The sequence below is a fragment of the Brevibacterium aurantiacum genome (genome assembly GCF_900169065.1).
GTDB lineage: Bacteria > Actinomycetota > Actinomycetes > Actinomycetales > Brevibacteriaceae > Brevibacterium > Brevibacterium aurantiacum.
Window position 1 is genome coordinate 62,230 of record NZ_FXZB01000014.1, and the last position, 18,532, is coordinate 80,761.

The 18,532-nt window shown below is 63.9% G+C and carries 14 protein-coding genes; 7 read left to right on the top strand and 7 right to left on the bottom strand.

Annotation, left to right across the window (positions count from 1 at the left end):
* Positions 1 to 105: 105 nt before the first annotated feature.
* Positions 106 to 858, bottom strand: coding sequence for a GntR family transcriptional regulator (locus BAUR9175_RS11025; protein ID WP_226824089.1), 753 nt, complete (start codon positions 856 to 858; stop codon positions 106 to 108).
* Between the two features lie 167 nt (positions 859 to 1,025).
* On the opposite strand from BAUR9175_RS11025, the gene BAUR9175_RS11030 reads away from it, so the two are divergent.
* Positions 1,026 to 3,092 (top strand): oxidoreductase, encoded by a 2,067-nt coding sequence (locus tag BAUR9175_RS11030; protein WP_096146128.1) that lies wholly within the window; start codon positions 1,026 to 1,028, stop codon positions 3,090 to 3,092.
* Between the two features lie 18 nt (positions 3,093 to 3,110).
* Here BAUR9175_RS11030 and BAUR9175_RS11035 read toward each other — a convergent pair whose 3' ends face one another.
* Complete coding sequence (locus BAUR9175_RS11035; RefSeq protein WP_101583792.1) at positions 3,111 to 4,070, bottom strand: quinone oxidoreductase family protein; 960 nt, start codon at positions 4,068 to 4,070, stop codon at positions 3,111 to 3,113.
* On the opposite strand from BAUR9175_RS11035, the gene BAUR9175_RS11040 reads away from it, so the two are divergent.
* The gene (locus tag BAUR9175_RS11040; RefSeq protein WP_101583793.1) at positions 4,064 to 4,657 is read left to right on the top strand and encodes a TetR/AcrR family transcriptional regulator; all 594 of its coding nucleotides are present in this window, start codon (positions 4,064 to 4,066) and stop codon (positions 4,655 to 4,657) included. The two genes, BAUR9175_RS11035 and BAUR9175_RS11040, sit on opposite strands and share 7 nt — an antisense overlap.
* On the opposite strand, the gene BAUR9175_RS11045 is transcribed toward BAUR9175_RS11040, so the two are convergent.
* Entirely contained in the window at positions 4,658 to 5,896 is a 1,239-nt protein-coding gene (locus BAUR9175_RS11045; RefSeq protein WP_101583751.1) for an FAD-binding oxidoreductase, read from the bottom strand. It lies immediately after the preceding gene.
* Positions 5,893 to 7,248, bottom strand: a complete 1,356-nt coding sequence (locus BAUR9175_RS11050) for an aromatic ring-hydroxylating oxygenase subunit alpha (protein WP_257944319.1) — start codon at positions 7,246 to 7,248, stop codon at positions 5,893 to 5,895. The genes BAUR9175_RS11045 and BAUR9175_RS11050 overlap by 4 nt, the downstream gene beginning before the upstream one ends.
* A 70-nt stretch (positions 7,249 to 7,318) precedes the next feature.
* Between BAUR9175_RS11050 and BAUR9175_RS11055 the strand changes: the two genes are divergently transcribed.
* On the top strand, positions 7,319 to 8,245 hold the full coding sequence (locus tag BAUR9175_RS11055; RefSeq protein ID WP_096168498.1) for a LysR family transcriptional regulator: 927 nt from the start codon (positions 7,319 to 7,321) through the stop codon (positions 8,243 to 8,245).
* A gap of 3 nt (positions 8,246 to 8,248) precedes the next feature.
* On the opposite strand, the gene BAUR9175_RS11060 is transcribed toward BAUR9175_RS11055, so the two are convergent.
* Positions 8,249 to 8,614, bottom strand: coding sequence for a hypothetical protein (locus BAUR9175_RS11060; RefSeq protein ID WP_125188558.1), 366 nt, complete (start codon positions 8,612 to 8,614; stop codon positions 8,249 to 8,251).
* A 256-nt stretch (positions 8,615 to 8,870) separates the two neighbouring features.
* Here BAUR9175_RS11060 and BAUR9175_RS11065 point away from each other — a divergent pair, with 256 nt between their 5' ends.
* Positions 8,871 to 9,803 carry an ornithine cyclodeaminase family protein gene (locus tag BAUR9175_RS11065; protein ID WP_096168499.1) on the top strand — a complete coding sequence of 311 codons (933 nt, stop codon included), beginning with the start codon at positions 8,871 to 8,873 and terminating at the stop codon, positions 9,801 to 9,803.
* On the top strand, positions 9,800 to 11,173 hold the full coding sequence (locus tag BAUR9175_RS11070; protein WP_101583753.1) for an APC family permease: 1,374 nt from the start codon (positions 9,800 to 9,802) through the stop codon (positions 11,171 to 11,173). The genes BAUR9175_RS11065 and BAUR9175_RS11070 overlap by 4 nt, the downstream gene beginning before the upstream one ends.
* A gap of 19 nt (positions 11,174 to 11,192) precedes the next feature.
* On the opposite strand, the gene BAUR9175_RS11075 is transcribed toward BAUR9175_RS11070, so the two are convergent.
* Positions 11,193 to 11,855 carry a hypothetical protein gene (locus BAUR9175_RS11075; RefSeq protein WP_240513655.1) on the bottom strand — a complete coding sequence of 221 codons (663 nt, stop codon included), beginning with the start codon at positions 11,853 to 11,855 and terminating at the stop codon, positions 11,193 to 11,195.
* A gap of 556 nt (positions 11,856 to 12,411) precedes the next feature.
* Between BAUR9175_RS11075 and BAUR9175_RS11080 the strand changes: the two genes are divergently transcribed.
* Positions 12,412 to 15,678: a hypothetical protein gene (locus BAUR9175_RS11080; protein ID WP_257944320.1), complete on the top strand. Its 3,267-nt coding sequence runs from the start codon at positions 12,412 to 12,414 to the stop codon at positions 15,676 to 15,678.
* On the opposite strand, the gene dsdA is transcribed toward BAUR9175_RS11080, so the two are convergent.
* Complete coding sequence (gene dsdA, locus BAUR9175_RS11085) at positions 15,679 to 17,103, bottom strand: D-serine ammonia-lyase (RefSeq protein ID WP_096146133.1); 1,425 nt, start codon at positions 17,101 to 17,103, stop codon at positions 15,679 to 15,681. It lies immediately after the preceding gene.
* 280 nt (positions 17,104 to 17,383) lie between these two features.
* On the opposite strand from dsdA, the gene BAUR9175_RS11090 reads away from it, so the two are divergent.
* On the top strand, positions 17,384 to 18,388 hold the full coding sequence (locus BAUR9175_RS11090) for a siderophore-interacting protein (RefSeq protein ID WP_101583755.1): 1,005 nt from the start codon (positions 17,384 to 17,386) through the stop codon (positions 18,386 to 18,388).
* Positions 18,389 to 18,532: the final 144 nt, after the last annotated feature.

Below are 18,532 nucleotides of genomic sequence, written 5' to 3' on the forward strand. Positions count from 1 at the left end.
CCGAACAGTCCTGACCATCGCCGAGGCGGTCGCTCCCATCCGTGGGGGCGACCGCTTCGTCGTGCACCTCCCAGTCCAGTTCGCTTCCCCGACCTCAGTGGGTAGCTAGAGGTTCTCGGTCCGCCTGAAGTAGAAGAGATTGTCGATGACCAGGGCCTGCGCCTCGGCCGACCGGCCGGCTTCGATGAGCCCGACGAGGTCGACGATCTGCTGTGCCGATTCAGCGTCGACGATGGCGGCGATCGAGTGGGCCGCGAAGACTCGCGACTGGTCACGCAACCGCAGACTGATGTCGGCTGCCCGGCGGCCAAGACCGTGCTCGAGCAGATGCTCGTGGAAGAGTCGATCGGCAGTCATGAAGCCGATCGTGTCGTCCTCGTGCGCCGCTGCCAAAGCGGCCTCGGCGTGCGTGCGAAGATCGCCGAGGGCGGCCTCACTCGCCGCCGGATCCTCACTGGCCCGGGCACACAGCGCGTCGACCGCAGGTCCGGCGAGCAGGGCGCGGATGCGGATGATCTCCTCCAGGTCCTCTCGCGTGACCGGCACCAGGCGGAATCCGCGGTTGGGCACGGCCTCGACTGTCCCCTCGGCGACGAGAGACATCATGGCCTCTCTGACTGGGCTCAGGGACATGCCCAGCTGCTTGGCCAGTCCTGCCGCCGAATAGATCGTGTCCTCGTCGAGGTCACCGGTCGTGATCGCATGGCGAATGACGATGAGCGCGTGCTCCCGCAGCGTCGGGGCCGTCTCAGGTCGAGCTGGGAGCGACGCGCGACTGCCCGACGCGTGGCCTCCCAATGCACGACTGCCCGAGGCCGGGCCCTTCGCTTCAGGTGCTGCTGATTCGCTGGTGACCAAAATTCTCCTTCGATGACTATTGACAGCATAACCACGACGACTCACGATTGAGTGAAGTAATCGGTTATCGACTACTCTCATTTCGATCAAGTCGAATTGAGCTCGTCGACACCACAGCGTGGTCGCCGCGAAGCGGCCACTGTCGTTCCTGCGAAGAAGGAGGAACCTTGTCCCTCGACCCCCTGCTCCAGCCGTTCACTCTGGGTCCGGTTCAGCTCAAGAACCGCATCGTCTCCACCGCGCATGAGCCGGCCTACACCGAGCTCGGAATGCCCAAAGACCGCTACCGCCTCTATCACCGGGAGAAGGCACGCGGCGGAGTCGGACTGACGATGACGGCCGGATCGGCCATCGTGTCCAAGGACTCCCCCGCCGCCTTCGGCAATGTCGACCTCTCCACCGACGAGGTGATTCCCTGGTTGGCCGCCATCGCCGATGACTGCCATGCCGAGGGCACGGCAGTGATGATCCAACTCACCCATCTGGGCCCGCGCAACTCCAACTTCACCGCCGACTGGCTGCCGCTGATCTCCGCCAGCCGCCACCGCGAACCCACCCACCGGTCCTTTACGAAGGCCATGGAAGAGTTCGACATCGAGCGGGTGGTCGACGATTTCGCCGCAGCGACAGCTCGAGTCAAGGCCGCGGGCTTCGACGGCCTCGAATTCCTGCACACCGGCCACCTCGTCGACTACTTCTTCGCCTCGCGATTCAATGAGCGCGAGGACGAGTACAACGGGGACCTGGCAGCCCGGATGCGCTTCCCGCTCCAGATCATCGATGCCATGCGCGGAGCCTCGGACGGGCTCGCCCTCGGCGTTCGCATGTCCGTGCTCGAACAGCTCGAAGACGGGATCACCGAGGAGGCCTCCATCGAGGTGCTCAAGGAGTATGCCGCCCACGGCGTCGACTTCCTCAACCTCAACGTCGGAAGCATCAGCTCCGACAAGGAACTCGCCGAGGCGATCCCAGGCATGGGCACCCCCTCGGCACCCTGGCTCGAGACCTGCCGTCGCGTCCGGCAAGCCATCGACATCCCCGTCCTCCACGCCGCACGGATTGCCGATGCACCCACAGCCCGCTTCGCGATCGAGGACGGCTGCCTCGACCTCGTGGGCATGACCCGGGCGCAGCTGGCCGACCCCTACCTGGTAAAGAAGATCGAGGAAAAGCGGGAGGACGATATCCGCCCCTGCGTGGGCGCGAACATGTGCCTCGACAGCATCTACACCTCAGGCGCCGCGACCTGCATCCACAATCCCGCGAGCGGACGCGAAGCCGATCTGCCCCAGGAAGTCACTCGCGACGTCGAGTCAGGTCCCAAACACGTCGTCATCGTCGGCGCCGGTCCCGCAGGTCTCGAGGCCGCACGAGTGGCGGCCGTGCGAGGGCATCGGGTGACCGTGCTCGAAGCCGACGAAGCGGTGGGTGGTCAGGTGCGAATCGCCGCCCGCTCGCAGCGCCGCCGTGACCTCATCGGCATCATCGACTGGCGAGCGCAGCAGTGCAAGAAGCACGGCGTCGACATCAGACTCGACACCTTCGCCGAGGAGGACGACATCCTCGCGCTGTCCCCCGACGTCGTCATCATCGCCACCGGAGGCGTCCCCGACTCCAGCTACCCCTTCCGCGAGCAGGGTCCGTCGTTCGACGTCTGGGACGTCATGAACGACTGCCTGCGCAATAAGTCCCGGGTCCTCGTCTTCGACGATCACGGCTTCTACCCGGCACTCGACGCCGTCGAACACCTGGCTCGCAATGGCCAAGAAGTCACCTACGTCAGCCCCGAACGCACCATCGGCGTCGACGTCGGATCAATGAACTCCCCTGCCTACCTGCAGGTGTTCTCCGAATTCGGCGTCAAGGTACACCTCGGCGAAAGGCTCGCAGCGAAGCCGAAGATCAACGGCAAACTGGTCACCGCACGCCTGCGCAATGACTACTCGGGCATCGAGACCGAGCTTGAGACCGACGCTGTGGTCGTCGATTTCGGGACGACACCCAACGACGACGTCTACTTCGCGCTCAAGCCGCACTCGAGCAATCACGGTGAGATCGACATCGATTCCTGGATTCATGGTCAACCCCAGCCCGCCCATCGAATCGGCTCAAACCCGTCCACCACCGCCGAGGCGAGCGCTCCCTTCGCGCTCTATCGGATCGGAGATTCCGTCGCCTCCCGCAATGTCCACGCCGCCGTCCTCGAAGGACTGCGTGTGGGGATGGGGCTCTGAGCGGCCACACGCGAGAGCTCAGTGCTCGAGCACGATCTTTCCGGTCGTCGCACGGGATTCGAGTGCGGTGAACGCATCGACCACCTCGGCGATGGAATAGCGGGCGCCAATGCTCACCTTGAGGTCTCCGTTGCGTATCCAGGCGAAGATCTCCTCTGTCCTGCCGCGGATCTCATCTGCGGTGCGGACGTGGTCGGCGACGGTGGGGCGGGTGAGGAAGAGCGAGCCCGAGGTGTTGAGCGTGTTGACGTCGACCGGGTCGACCGGACCGCTGGCGTTGCCGACGACGACGATCGTGCCGCGGGTGCGCACGGCTTTGAGATCATCGTCGAAGGTGGTCTTGCCGACGCCGTCGTAGATGACGGAGGCGCCGATACCGTCCGTGACTTCCAGGGTCTTCTCCGCGAAGTCTCCGTAGCCGAAGACATGGCTCGCGCCGTTCGCCCGGGCGATTTCGGCCTTCTCCGCAGAGGAGGTCGTGCCGATCACTGTGGCTCCCTTGAGCACCGCCACCTGCGTGAGCAGCTGGCCGAGCCCGCCCGCCGCCGCGTGGATGAGCACGACATCACCGGATGTGACCGGATGGGTGTCCGTGGTCAGGTAGTGAGCGGTGATGCCCTGCATGAGAGCGGCAACCGCGGTCTCATCGTCGATGTCGTCGGGCAATGGAACTGCCTTGGCCGCCTGTACGAGAGCGAACTGGGAGAAGCTTCCCTGCCCACCAGCCATCCAACCGACGCGCGAACCGACCTCGAAACCTGAGATACCGTCGCCGGTGGACACGACCGTGCCGACGCCTTCGACTCCGGCACGAAAAGGCGTGGGCAGGGCCTTGCGACGCTGGACCACGTCGAGGAAGTTCACTCCCGAGACGCTCAGCTCGACGAGAATCTGCCCCTCAGCGGGTACCAGTTCCTCGTTGTCCACCTGCACGTAGGCCTCTGGACCGCCGTGTTGTTCAACCTTGATGAATGTCATCGTTGCCTCCTCGAAATCGATGTCGATGTCTGCCCGCGGACGCTCAGCGGAATCGGCGTCGCATCCTCGACTCTGCGGCACAGCTGCTCGCCGACGAGGGCGTGGCTGGACTGACCATGGACGAGTTGGCCAGGCGAGCACAGGTCGGCAAGGGCACTCTCTACCGGAACTTCACCGACAAAGCTGGAATCGCCTCGGCGCTGCTCGACGATCGGGTGCGGGATATGCACGCGCGGATGCTGCAGGGACCGCCGCCGCTGGGTCCGGGTGCGCCCGGCAGCGAGCGACTGGCGGCCTTCGCCGAGGCATATATCAGGCATGTCTCGAGCAACCTCGATCTCGTCCTCCTCACCGAGGACTCAAGTCCGCGCGGACGATTCGACCGAGTGGGCTATCCCTTCTGGCGCCGCCACGTCGAGATCCTCATCGAAGAAGTCCGAGCAGACGATGCGCAGCTGCGCGCCGAGGCGGTCATGTCCGTGCTTTCGGCCACTCAGTTGGAGCAGTGGCTTCGCATCGAAGGACACGATCTCGAGGATCTCATCCCCCGCGTACAGGGGATCGTCATCAGCATCGCAGACAGCTGATCACCGCTCCACGACGAGGTCGCTCAAGGGGGTCGAGCAGCAGGGCAGGAACTTCCCGGCCGCGATCTCCTTGGGCCGGATCCCGCCGGCGTGGTTCATCTCGACCTCGCCGCTGACCAGGACCGACTTGCAGGTTCCACACATTCCCTCTTCACAGGAGGAGGGGAAGACCATTCCGGCTTCGACGGCTGCGTCGAGCACTGTGGTCTCAGGATCGCAGTCGACGTGTTTGCCGCTGGCAGTGAACTCGATGCCGAAACTCGCCAGCGCCGAGCCGCTGCAGACGCCCTCAGCTGCTTGCGAAGCCGAACTGGCCCCTGACACTGGTGCACCCACTGCTTCGGCTACGCGTTCCTTCCGCGCCAGCCGCTCGGCCGGGGTCGTCGCGAACACGAAGGACTCCTCGTGGACCCGAGAGCCGAGCACGCCGAGCTCGTCGAGCATGATCCGGACCGCGGCCATGTAGTCGGCGGGACCACAGACGAAGGTCTCGCGATCTGCCAACTCGGGAACCACCTCGGCGAGGGTATCTCTGGTGATGCGGCCCCGACGACCAGCCCACACCCGGGCCTCTCTCACTTCGGAATCGGACTCTCCCACCTCAGCAGCGGAATCCCGGGAGCACATCGTCACCACACTCACTCCGGGAACCTCGGCAAGCTGCTCGAGTTCAGGTCGGAAGATGATGTCGGACGGAGTGGCCGCATTGTGGATGAGCACGATGTCGGTCGGCGTCCCGGCCTGCCTGGCCAGCAGGGACCGGACCATCGACATGATCGGGGAGATGCCCGAGCCGCCCGAGACGAACAGGTGCTTTTCGGCTGGGTGGAAACTGGTGCTGAACAGGCCGTAGGGTCCGTCGACGTGGATGCGGTCGCCGACCTTGAGCACATCGTGTAAGTAGGTCGAGACCGCGCCGCCGTCCACGCGCTTGATGGTCAGCGTGAATGTGTTCGTCCCGAACGGCGCCGAGGCGATCGAATAGCAGCGTTCACGCTCGAGTTCGGGAATGCGCACCGTCACGTACTGCCCCGGCTCGAAGTCGATCCTGGCCATCCAGGGCGCGAAGAGTTCGAAGCTCTTCACGTTATGCGTGACCTCGGTGATGGACACGCATTCGACCATCCCAGTCAGTTCTGCGTCGGCTTCCGGGGTCGCCGTGCCAAATCCAGGGGCTGTCGTGCCAACGCCGGGGACTGTTGCGAAGCCAGTGTGCAGTGTTTCCTGGTCGATCGTCATCGACTCTGCCCTCCTGTGCTGTTCTGTGCCCTGTGGGCCTGCAGCCGTTCGATATACCAGGTGCAGAACTCCTCGAGGTCGCTCTCCGTGGGCGCATAGGGTCCCGGAACGTAGGCCGGCGACGAGATCCCGCGATGGGCCTTCGCACACAGTGCCGCGTCCTGCTCGTTCGTCTTCACCCACACGGTCGTGAGGTTCTCGACGTCATAGTCGACGCCTTCAACCGCATCCTCATGGACCAGCCACGTCGAGCGCACCAGCGTCCGGTCGGGGCCCAGCGGGACGAGGGAGAAGGTCACCGCGTGATCGCCCATAAAGTGGAACCAGGCGTTGGGCTGCGTGTGCATCGACAGTCGCCCCAGCTCAGGGGTATCAAGATCACCCAACAACTTCGCCGAGGCGGCCCCACCGTCCATCGTGTACGACTCCCCCTTTCCGTCGAGGGCGGCCCGTTCGATCCGGAAGCCGGTAGCTCGGCCGCTGAGCTCTGCGATGAGCTGCGTGGGCAGGTTGTTGCGTTCGCTGTTGACCCGCAGTCTCTCCTCGGCGTCGAGGTAGCGCTGGTAGGCAGGCTTGAGTCGCTTCGGAATCTCCTCTGGGGCGTAGCCATAGGTCGGGAAGAACGTGCAGGTCAGCTCCGGGTGCCCGGCCTCGCAGTGATAGCACTCGCGGTTGTTCTCCATCACGAGCTTCCAGTTGGAATGCTCGATGAGGTCGACCTGGGCTGCGACCTTGGTCTTGTCCAGGGCGTGCGGTTCGATGTAGGGCGCGATCCGCTCGGCCACCTCGGCGAAGTCCTCGGGTGGATTCTGGGCAAGGCAGATGAACACAAGTCCCGCAACGACGCGGACGTTGACCGAGCGCAGGGAGAAGCAGGTGCGATCGAATCCTGGTGCTTGGACACCTGCTGACATGAGGTCGCCCTCGGGCGAGTAGGTCCACTGGTGGTAGCTGCACACGATGTTGCCCACGGACCCATTGGCCTCGGACAGGAGGCGAGCGCCGCGGTGCCGGCAGACGTTGTGGTGAGCGCGGATGTTCTCATCGTCATCGCGGATGATGATGACTGAATAGTCGCCGATGTCGATGGTGACGAAATCGCCGGGCTCTGGCACCTCGGCGGCTGCTGCTGCGAAGATCCACGTCGAGGCGAACACGGCGTCGATGTCGCGGCGGAAGAACTCCTCGGAGAGGTAGAACGGGGCATCCAAACAGTACCCGGGCCGACGCTCGTCGATGAGCCGGTCGGGGTTGTCAGGGTTGTCTGTCCGGGGATCGACTTCAGGTGCCAAAGTCATCGGTGTCACCGCCTCGCTGCGATTGCTGTAGCTGTTGCTGCTGTTGTTGCTCAAGGCCAGTGTCCGCCGGAAGACCTGCGAAGAAAAGCGAATCTTTTTCCACTCGATCGTGCAACAATATTGCATGATTGATCAGCGTCTCCAGGTTCTCCGAGTCCTCGCCGAGGTCGGCACCCTCACCGAGGCCGCACACCGTCTCGGATACACTCCATCGGCCGTGTCCCACCAGCTGCGATCCCTGTCCAAGGACCTGGGTCTGACCATCCTCGAACAGCGCGGCCGGGGCCTGGTTCTCACTCGCGTGGGTCAGCTGCTGCTCGAGCGGACCCAGGAGCTCTTCACCCGATGGGAGGAGATTCGGGGCGAACTCGCCGAGGCGGACGCGGGCAGTCCGATGCGCCAAAGACGCCTGCGCCTGTGCGGCTTCTCAACCGCGGCGGCAACTCTGCTTCCGCCGACTGCGGAGAAGGTGAATGAGCTCTTCCCCGATTCGCAGGTGACCATCATCGAGGCCGAGCCGGAGGAGTGCTTCGAGCTCCTCGTCACCGAGCAGGCCGATATCGCCGTCGTCGTGGCCACGGATCCTCTGCCGCCCCGGAGCGACGTCAGGTTCGAACAGAATGCGCTGGTCAGCGACCGGCTCGACCTCCTCGTCCACAGCGATCATCGTCTCGCTACTCGTTCTGCGGTGTCGCTGAGCGAGGCCGCAGAGGAGAGCTGGATCCTCGACCGCCCGGGCTCCCCCTACTACCGGCTGGTGCGAACGGCATGCGCGGCGGCCGGATTCTTCCCCGAGAACGCCCATCAGTCCCGGGAGTGGGAGACAGGTGCGGCCCTGGTCTCCGCCGGGTTGGGGGTAGCGCTCATCCCTCGGTTGGCCAGGCTGCCCGAGGGCTACGATGTGGCTCGCGTTCCGCTGCGCGGCGACCCGGTCCCGTCCCGGAAGATCCTCACCGGAGTCCGCAGCGGATCGGCCGGTCAGCCGATCATCGCCGCCGCGCTTGAGATCCTCCACGAGGTCGCCGCCTCGGTGGCTCAGCGCGACGTCTGAACTTCACCGGTACATCGGCCAGCCCATGGCCGCATGCCTGATGCGACGACGCTTCTTCGCGGTGCGGACCGTGAGGACGATTCCGGTGGCCAGCGCCGCCAGGGACACGACGCCCACGATGACTGCGGTGATGACGAAACCGGAGGCGAAGTCATTGAAGGCGTCGACGTTGCCACCGCCACCGAACAGGAACAGCACGCCGGGAATCATGATGATTCCGATCGCCAGCAGCACACCGAGGGCTCCCGCCACAATGAGCAGGATCCCCGGAACCACCGAGGGCAGCCGCGGCATGGGGTACTGCGGAGCAGCGTTCGGCGACATCGGGTGCTGTGGCATCGGTTGCTGCGGCACCGGTTGCTGCGGCATTCCGAAATTCTGCTGAGCCATCGTCACATTCGCCCTTCGCCCCAGGAGCTGGTCTCTTGCAATTGTCCTTTGACCACTATGGCTCTCCATCCTATCCGCGCCTCGGCGCTGGGCAGCTGTGCTCATGTGACCAGACGGTGACGCGCTCACCCGGGCTTTCGCATTCCGAAGAGCATTCACACGCCGACCGGAGGTGGCATAAGGTCGAAGACAAGAGGCCAGCTCCCAGGCCGAATCACGAAGGATGTGCACACTGATGGACGAAGTGAAGAACCTCGATGCCGAAGCTGTCTTCGCCGCACTCACCCCCAGCGAGGCTGTTGCTTCCCTGCGAGAGGCACTCGCGGGCGATTTCGATCCCGCCGACGACATCCCCCGCACGATCAGCGACATCTCCGCCGGGAACATGATCTTCATGCCCTCGGAGATCGGCGACTGGGTCGGGGTCAAACTCGCCGGCGTCTCCGTCGGCAACCCCGAACGTGGCCTCCCACGGATCATGGCCCAGTACCTCATGTACAACAGCGCCACCCTCGAACTACGGACCGTCATCGATGGTGCCGCTCTGACGACTCTGCGCACGCCTGCTGTGTCCTTGGCCGCGATCGAGCCCGCACTGAACAGGTTCACACAGCCGGTCAATGTCGTGATCTTCGGCGCCGGACCGCAGGGGACAGGACATGCCGATACGCTCGCCGATGTCCTCACCGTCGAGCTCGCAGATGTCACCTTCGTCGTCCGCTCTCCCGACCAGGTCACCGCCGATGTCCGTGACCGCGGCAAGGTGTTGCAGGCACAGACCGCCGAGGTGGAGGCAGGACTGCGCGCCGCCGACATCGTCGTCACCGCCACCACCTCCAGCGAACCCCTGTTCTCAGCGGATCTCGTCAAACCCGGTGCTGTTGTCATGGCCTGTGGCTCCCACGATCCCCATTCACGTGAGCTGCCAGCCGAGCTCTTCACCTCGGCGCTGGTGATCGTTGAAGACCTCAGCACCGTTCTGCGAGAGTGCGGCGACGTCGTCCTCGCGATCTCCGACGGCGCACTGAACGCGGATTCACTCGTCACGATGAAGCAGTTCAGCAATGGCGAGGTCAGCGCCGATGCGAGCCAGACGGTCATCTTCAAGGGCTCCGGCATGTCATGGGAGGACCTGGCTGTGGCCACGAAGCTGGTCGGCAAAGCATGAGTTCCTCCGCCGAAGGAGCCACGGGAGCCAAGGGCGCCGCGGGGAAGTCAGGTGAGCTTCACCGCAGCATCGGATTGACCGAACTTGTCTTCATCGGTCTGGTGTTCATCGGGCCGGCGGCTGCTGTCGGTGTCTTCGGCACGCTCGACGCCAACTCGGGCGGGGCGGTTGCGCTCGTCTATGTCGTGGCCACGATCGTCATGTCGTTCACCGCGGTCAGCTATATGCGGATGTCGCGGGAGATTCCGCGGGCCGGGACCGTCTTCGCCTACGCCTCGGCGGGAATCGGACCGCGAGCCGGATTCACCGCCGGATGGATGATCCTCCTCGACTATCTGTTCATCCCGTCCGTGGCGTACCTGTTCACGGGCATCGCTCTGAACTCGATCTTCCCGAGCATTCCCGTGTGGCTGTTCACCGGCATCGCCGTCATCCTCACCACCGGGCTCAACCTCGCGGGCGTGAAGATCGCCTCACGGGTGATCACGCTCGTGGTCGTCATCGAAGTGCTCGTTCTCGGGCTGGTCCTCGTGCTCGGCATCATCTTCCTGGCCGCCAATGGACCCAGCCGTGATTGGCTGTCCCCACTGACCGGCGTGGGCGCGTTCTCGATCACTGCTGTACTGGCTGCGGTGTCTGTGGCCGTCCTGTCCTATCTCGGCTTCGACTCCCTGGCGACCTTCGCCGAGGAGGCCAAAGGCGGGCCGAAGATCGTCGGACGCGCCACCCTGGTGTGCCTGATTCTCGCCGGGGTCTTCTTCGTGGCGCAGACCTGGGTCGGCAGCCTGCTCTCGCCGGTCTCCCCTGCCGAGCTGCAGGCCAATCCCGAGTTGGAGGGTGCCGCCTACTACGATGCCGTCGATGCCACCCTCGGGACATGGGTCCACTGGCTGCTGGCCCTGGCCAAGGCCGTCGGTGCGGCATTCTCGGCCATGATCGGACAGGCCGCCGGCTCCCGCATCCTCATGGACATGGGGCGCAAAGGCCAGGTGCCGAAGTTCCTGAGCCAAGTCTCGCCGCGCACCGGTGTTCCGTGGAAGGGAATCCTCGTCGCCGCTGTCGGCAACGTCATCGTTGCCGGTTGGGCCACGACCCGTGCGGACGGACTCGACCAGCTCACGTCCATCGTCAATGTCGGCGCGCTGAGCGCCTTCATCTTCGTCCAGGCCTCAGTGGTCGGCTATTTCCTCGTCAAGCGCAAGGGTTCTGAGACCCCGAGCTGGTTCACACACGGGGCGATTCCGATCATCGGCGCCATCCTGCTCGCCATCGTCTTAGTCAGCGCGAATCCTCTGGCACTGATCATCGGTGCGGTGTGGTTGGCCATCGGCCTCGTCGTGTATCTGGTGCGCAACCGCCGACGAGTGTGACTGGGTCAGACTGCTGACCTCAGTCCTGGAGCCGGGTTGTGCCGTCGATCCCACCCGAGGTGTTGAGCTGCTTGGCATAGCAGTAGTCGGCTCCCAGTCCGTGTGACGAACACCAGGACAGCGCCTCCTCGGGGTCGTCGTATCCGATTCCCACAACGGTGACCCAGAAGTTGTCTTCTTTGAAGCTGGCGAAGTCGCCAGACCACACCAGCTGCACGCGGGGATACTCTTCCCGCAGCTCTTGGTGTTCGGCGAGAATGTCCTTTTCCTTCCAGACTTTCCCCTCGGCCTCCAGGTCCAGCTTCTTCGAGCTCAGCTGCGGCACCCACTTCCCGTTGAGGTCGGCTTTGACGCTGGGTCTGTCACCTTCGATCAGCTGATCGAGAGCCTTCGCGGGGTCATTCGACAGTGATGGTGACTCCGAGGGTTCGGGACTCTCTGAGGGACCCTGACTCGACGAGGCCTCACCTCCCGGGGTCTTCGCATCCGATGAGGCCGGTGCCGCAACCGTGTCACCGTCGGAGTCATTGCCGAACAGAGTCGCTGCGCCCCACCCGATTCCGAGGGCGACGACCACGATGAGAACTACGCCCAGCGCGATGAGCCCCTTCCGACTGCGCGGCTTCCCTGTCTGTGCGGCGGCATAGGGCCCCTGGCCATACTGGGCATTGGGGTTCTGCACCGGCGCCTGCGGTTGCTGCGGGTACTGCTGTTGCTGCGGGGGCTGTTGATATTGGTCTTGCGGGGCCTGCGCCGAAACGGATTCACTCTGTGGGCGCTTCGGCCTGGGGTATGGGGTCGCGGGAGGAGGCACGGGAGTCGCGGCAGGGCCATTACCCCAACCATTTCCGGCATGCTCGTTCGGCTGACCCCAGCCGTTGTCTGACGGCTGTTCTGGCTGCCCCCAGCCGGTATTAGCCTGTTGGTTCCACCCTGAATCCGACTGCTGATTCCACCCTGTATTTGGCTGCTGCTGCGGAGGATTCGAGCCGTGTCCTTGGTGCCCGTTGCCGTTCCACTCAGGGTCGCGGCCACTCCCGGGCGGAGGGGGATTCTCACTCATCAGCGACTCTCGATCTTTCTTTGCGAAATAAGTCAATTTAGACAACTTCGATGGTGCCACAATCCTAATATAGGATTGCCATTACAAAATGAATATAAAGTCGCACATTGACTTATATCCATCTACAGACCCCTCGCCTGCACCGCTGCAGACCCACCCGGATGAAGGACCTGACATGAGCGACTCATCTCACGACGCCAAAGACAACGGAGCCGCGGAAGAGTCGAGCAGCCCTCCCGCTACGGAGCCGAAGAGCACGGAGAATTCGCCCGTCCCGAAGGAGCCCGAATCCTCTCCCGCGGCCGGGTCAGACGCGGACGCTTCTGCCACTGGCTCCGAACCTACTGTTGCCTCCGGATCTACGGCCGGTTCGAAAAGTGACGACCTTGATTCCACAGCGCGATTCGCACCCGGATGGAACCAGAACAACCAGCAGCAGTCCCACCTCTATGGCTCAGAACCGCAGGCCGGATCACCACAGCCGAGGACGGGATCGCCCCACCCGAACTCGTACTACTCTCACTCGGGCAGTCAGCCGAATGGGTATCAGGGAAACCAGCCAGGTGGATACCCCGGCAGCCAGCCAGGTGGATACCCGGGAAACCAGCCAGGTGGGCACATGGGCAGTCAGCCCGGCGGCCACCTCGGCGGTCACCCTCAGGGAGTTCCCTATCCGCAGCCTCCCCAGTACCCGCAGTCCCAGATGTCTCCGTCTGCGGCGAAGTACCTGTCGGCATTCGGACAGGGGGCCACATGGCGCAGCGCCCTGATGCCGCCGGGGCTGGCGCTGCTCGCCGGAATCATTGTCTCGATCATCGTCTCGGCGCTGCTCACCTCGATGAGCGATTTCACCGCTCTCGCTGAAGAGATCGGCTTCAACACCGACGGAATCAGCTATGCGCTGCCCTTCGTCCTGCTGGCAATGTCCCTATTCGGTTCGGCTGTCTTCCGCTTCAGCGTGCAGGCAGGAGACATGGGGCAGGCGTCGGGCAGCCTCTTCGCCTCGGGAGCACCGCTGCTCATCACCATCATCGTCATCGGTGTGCTGTGGTGGTTCACGAAGCGCAGCGAGTTGAAGTCACCGTCACCCAATCGCGGAGTCACCTGGATCCGCATCGGGATCACGACCTTGTCCATGGCTCTCGTCCTGTTTCTTCTCCAACTGATCTTTGCGGCGCGCTTCTCCATCACGGAAAGCGGCGGCATGATCGATCTCGAATTCTCCGCCGTGACCGTCCGTTCCTTCTTCCTGCCGCTGCTCGCCGTCTTCATCACCAGCATCTGTGCAAGGATCGCCGGGCACTTCAAGGGCAGCGAGGCCATCGGCGCCCCCTTCCTACGGTGGCTCGTCCCGCCGATTCTCGTGACGTGGACCCACCTCATCGTGGCCACACTCGCCCTGTCAGTCGTCGCAATCTTCATCATTCCGCTGTCCTTCGACATGCCCTGGCAGACGATCCCAGCGCTCTTCATCAACGTGGGCCTGATCCTCACCCTGCTTGTCCACCTCGGCGGAGTCAGCGCCTCGGCCCAGGGCGACATGATGGGTTACGACTCCGGCGGGTTCTCGGAATCACTGACTATCTTCAGCCGTGAGGCACCCGGGCAGCTGTGGATCGGACTGCTTGCGGTCGTCGCAGCCATTCTCGTCGCAACTCTTGTCGCCACCGTGACTCGCCGTCCCTATTGGACGATCCCCGGCGAGGACAAGCAGCAATGGGCCACCGCGTGGAAGATTCCCTTGGCGTTCTGTGCCATCTGGGGACTGCTTTCCGTCCTGGCGGTCCCCCTCCGCATCCACCTCGAGGGATCTGCCGCAGCTGCCTCGATGTTCGATGGGTTCGGCACCGCCCGCGCTGGCGTCGGCCCTCTGGCCTGGTCGTTCCTCCTCTTCGCCCTCTGGGGCGTTGTCATCGAGGTTCTGTCGAGGACCCTCGGCCCGCGGCTTGTCCTGACCATTCCAGCCATCGCGAAATTCTTCGCTGGACGGGCCGTCCACCCGCACTGGGGCCAGGCTCTGGGCATGAGCGAACCGCGCCATCCCCTCATCCATCCAGATGCCGTCGCTGGACGTGGCCCCGGAGTCGGTATGACAGCTGCCGGCGCTGGCGCTGCTGCTGGTGCAGCTGGTGCCGGTGCAGCAGGTGCGGCGTTTGGCGCTCAGCCAGGACCGTCTGCCCCAACCCCGGGTTCAGCCGCGACTCCCGGAACAGATTCTGCGGGCTATGCAAATGTCCCGCAATCTGGCGCCCCGACTCATGCAGATCCCGGCTCTTACCCGAGCTCAGGCGCCACCTATCCGATGCCTGCTCACCCAGGCGGCTCCCCGAACGGCGCCTATGCCGTGGCTGGCTCGCCCCCACCTCCCGGAACAGCACCGGCCCAACCCTTCAACAAGAAGAAGGCCACTCTGGTCGGCGTAATCAGCGGCTCGGCGGTTCTCGCGATCATCGCGGCACTCATCGTCGTCACGCAAGTCAACGGGAACACGTTCAGCCCCGAAGCCGCCGTTGAGAAGTACTTCTCCGAACTCTCCGATGGCGACGCCGAGGGAGCCTTGAAGATGGCCGACGTCGACGTACCCTCCGAGCAGAGGCAGCTGCTGACGAATGACGTCCTGAGTGCCGCAAAGGCCCTGCCGAAGGACGTCACCGTCGAAGATGCCGAAATCAACGGAAACTCGGCGACAGTGACCGCGACCTACGACGTAGGAGGAAGCAAGGGCACGACGAACTTCTCGCTGCACAAGGCGGGCAAGAAGGCTCTGTTCTTCGACGACTGGAGGCTGCAGGCGCCCGAGCTCTTCTACCTCTCCGTCGAGACTCCCGGACTGAACAAGGTCAAGATCAACGGCATCGATATCGAGACCAGCCAATCTGGCCTCGCGCTTCCGGCTTTCCCGGGAATGTACACCATCGGACTGTCGGAAGAGACCGACCTGGTTTCTGCAGACGAGATCGAGACACGAGCGTTCTTCGCCGAGGAAGGCGACTCGGAAGGGTACGAGCCGGCGCTGCTCGCGGCCCAGCCCACCGACGCATTCCGCACTGAAGTGAACAAGCAGGTCAAGACCCTCATCGACAGCTGTGCCAAGAAGACCGTCGCCCAACCCGACGGCTGCCCGTTCGGCTCCTACAGCGCCGAAAGCTACGACGCGACGAACCTCAATTGGTCAATCTCCTCGTATCCGACGGCCACCGTGGGCGATCCATCGGGCGAAGGCTATTTCGACCCTGAAGAATCCACTGGCCCCAACGGCGGCCCAGCCTGGCCGATCTCGACAGAGTCGACCGGCGAAGCGTTCCTCACCGGAAAATATGACTCGTACTTCGACGAATCGGAGACCTTCGATGACACCGTGACATTCTCGGTCGACGGCACCGCGGAGATCGTCGACGGCAAGGTCGTCATCAACATCGAAGGCGACCCGTACGGGTTCTGATCAGGCGCTGTGCCTGTGCAATAGGTCAAGGCCCTCTGCAACGTACCGTTCGCGATCAGCAGTGGGCACCATGGCACCGCCCGTCACCCACACCAGATGAGTGGCATTGTCCTGCCCATCAGCACTCCACCCTTCACCTTGACCATCACCGAGGTGGTCCATCGTTCGCCACGGAACGGTCAGTCCTGCGGTCGCCGAAGGCTCGACATCGAGTCCTTCGGACTGGTGGAGCACACCGACGCCGGCCTTGATGACCTCGTCGCTGACCGTGGCGAATCCGGTGATCAGGGGGCTGATCACCGGACCGATGAAGCGGGAAGGCCGCGCCACGGCTAGACCATCGGCTGCGGTGCTTCCGCTCAGCCCGATGTCCTGGACCGAGATCTCGCTGTGCAGGCCGGTCCTCACTCCGAGGAACATTGCGGGTGCTTGGCTGGGCTCCACGAAGATGCAGTGCACATCGTCGCCGAAGACCCGCTTCAGGCCATAGGTCACTCCGCCTGGTCCGCCGCCGATCCCGCAGGGCAGGTAGACGACGAGAGGGTGATCGGCGTCGACGATCACTTGCGCATTCTCAAGTTGGTCTTTGAGACGCAGAGCCGCCACCGCGTACCCGGCGAAGAGACTACGCGAGTCTTCGTCATCGACGAAGTGAGTGCGTGGAGCGCCGGCGGCGGATGCTCGACCGGCTGACACTGCTGCCACAAAGTCCCCGGCATGTTCGATAACGTCGACACCGTGGCTGCGCAGAAGTTCCTTCTTCCACTCGCGGGCGTCGGCCGACATGTGCACCGAGGCCGCGAAGCCGAAGGCGGCGCTGAGAATGCCGATGGACAGTCCCAGATTCCCGGTGGATCCGACGACGATCCGGTGAGTTGCGGCGTGCGCACGAAATTCTTCGGAGCTGTAGGTGGAGGGTTGGTTCGGGTCCAGTCCACGCTCGGCGGCGACCGCCTCGGCGTATTCGAGGACCTCGTGGAAACCTCCACGGGCCTTGATCGATCCGCTGATCGCAAGGGCATCATCGCGCTTGAGCCACAGCCTGCCGGGCAGCACGGCGCCGAGGCGGTTGTTGAGATCTCTTTGTACGACATCCGCTGGGACGAGGGGTGACTCAATGAGTCCGCCAGCAGCCGCGGTCTCTGGGAACGTGTCGGCGAACCACGGGGCGAAGCGGTCGAAACGCTGTGCGGCCCGGTCCATGAGGTCGGGGTCCACCCCGGCCTGGCGATCCACACCGGCTTCGAGGTCCCCACTGGCCGACCGATCCACATTGGCGTCGAAATTCGCGGCCATACTCTGAAGCACCTCGGCTGCGGGGTCGAGATCACTGCGCATCCAGGTAGTCGGTTCGCCGGATGCCAGGGACCGGACGACCGGATCGGCAGCATCGAATTCAATCTCAGGCTGTGATTGAGAGGTCATGGGAACAGACTCCGATTCTGCGCGGTGCCGAAGGACTCAACGAATTGATCCTATCTGTGGCCTCAACCCGGGGCTGACCACTCCCCTGGCGCGCACCAGAGCTTCAACGAGCAGCGCTCTGGCGACCCTCGGAATCTCCGTCGCACAATTTGGACAGGCTACCCTTACCAACTTAACGTAGACTTGTGCATGAACGTTGCACCACATCGCTTGCAGAGAGCTTCTCCCCGCAAGCGGCCGCCACGAGTTCCCCGGCACGACGAGGAACGAAGGAGCATCTGTGCCACAAGCACCCATCACCGCCTTCGAGGCCACCGTCATCGGCATCGAAGATCTCAGTCCCGTATTCCGCCGCGTCACCTTCGGCGGCGAGGGCCTCAAGGACTTCGGATGCAGCGGCCACCCGCGTGACCTGCGGTTCAAACTCATCATCCCCTCGGCCGGAGCGCCGAAGCCTGAGTTCGACCTCATCCGCTTCCTCGATGAGCAGGACCCCGATTCTGGTGTTTCTTGGTATCAGGCATGGTTGCAGCTCGATCCGGGTGTACGCGGTGAAATGCGCACCTACACGGTTCGTGAATGGCGCGAGGACGCCTGCGAGCTCGTCGTCGACATGGTCCTCCACACCGATGATCAGGGCCACTCGGGTCCCGCTGCCGCCTGGGCACAGAACGCCGAGGTCGGTCACAGTCTGCACATCATCGGCCCGTCTCGCCGTGCCGAAGGGCCTACTGCCGGGATCGAGTTCGCGCCGTCAGATGCCGACACCATCCTCCTCGCCGGCGATGAGACCGCGGTGCCCGCGATCGCCTCGATCCTTGAGTCGCTCAAGGGCGCCGAGGTGCAGGGAAAGGCAATTCTCGAGGTCCCCAGCGCCGAGGATGTTCTTGAGTTGGATGCTCCCGCAGGGTTTGAGATCCAGTGGCTGCCCCGTGATGACGCTGACCATGGTCAACTGCTCGAGCCGGCCGTCCGTGACGCTGTCCGAGTCGAGAGCCGAGTACTCGCCAAGGTGGGTGCGGGCACCGCGGGGACGACGCCCGTTGAGCTCGACGACGTCAACATCGACGAACAGATCCTGTGGGACGTCCCGACTGCACTGACGCAGGCTGCTCAGGGCAGCTCGAGTGGCACCGATAAACATACCCGCCCGTTCTATGCCTGGATCGCTGGCGAGGCCGGACCCGTCAAACGCCTGCGTCGCTATCTTGTCCAGGAGGTCGGAGTCGATCGTCATCAGATCGCCTTCATGGGCTACTGGCGTCAGGGCAAGGCCGAGGGCTGATCAGCTGCGCCCTGTTCACTTCGAGGACGATCCGCTATGTCCACGCCCTCAGCGATCCGGGGTATCCCCAACAGGATGTCATCGACGGTGCGATCTCTGCCCTTCGTGAACTTGCAAGCGACGACGCCGTCGCTCGGGACTGAA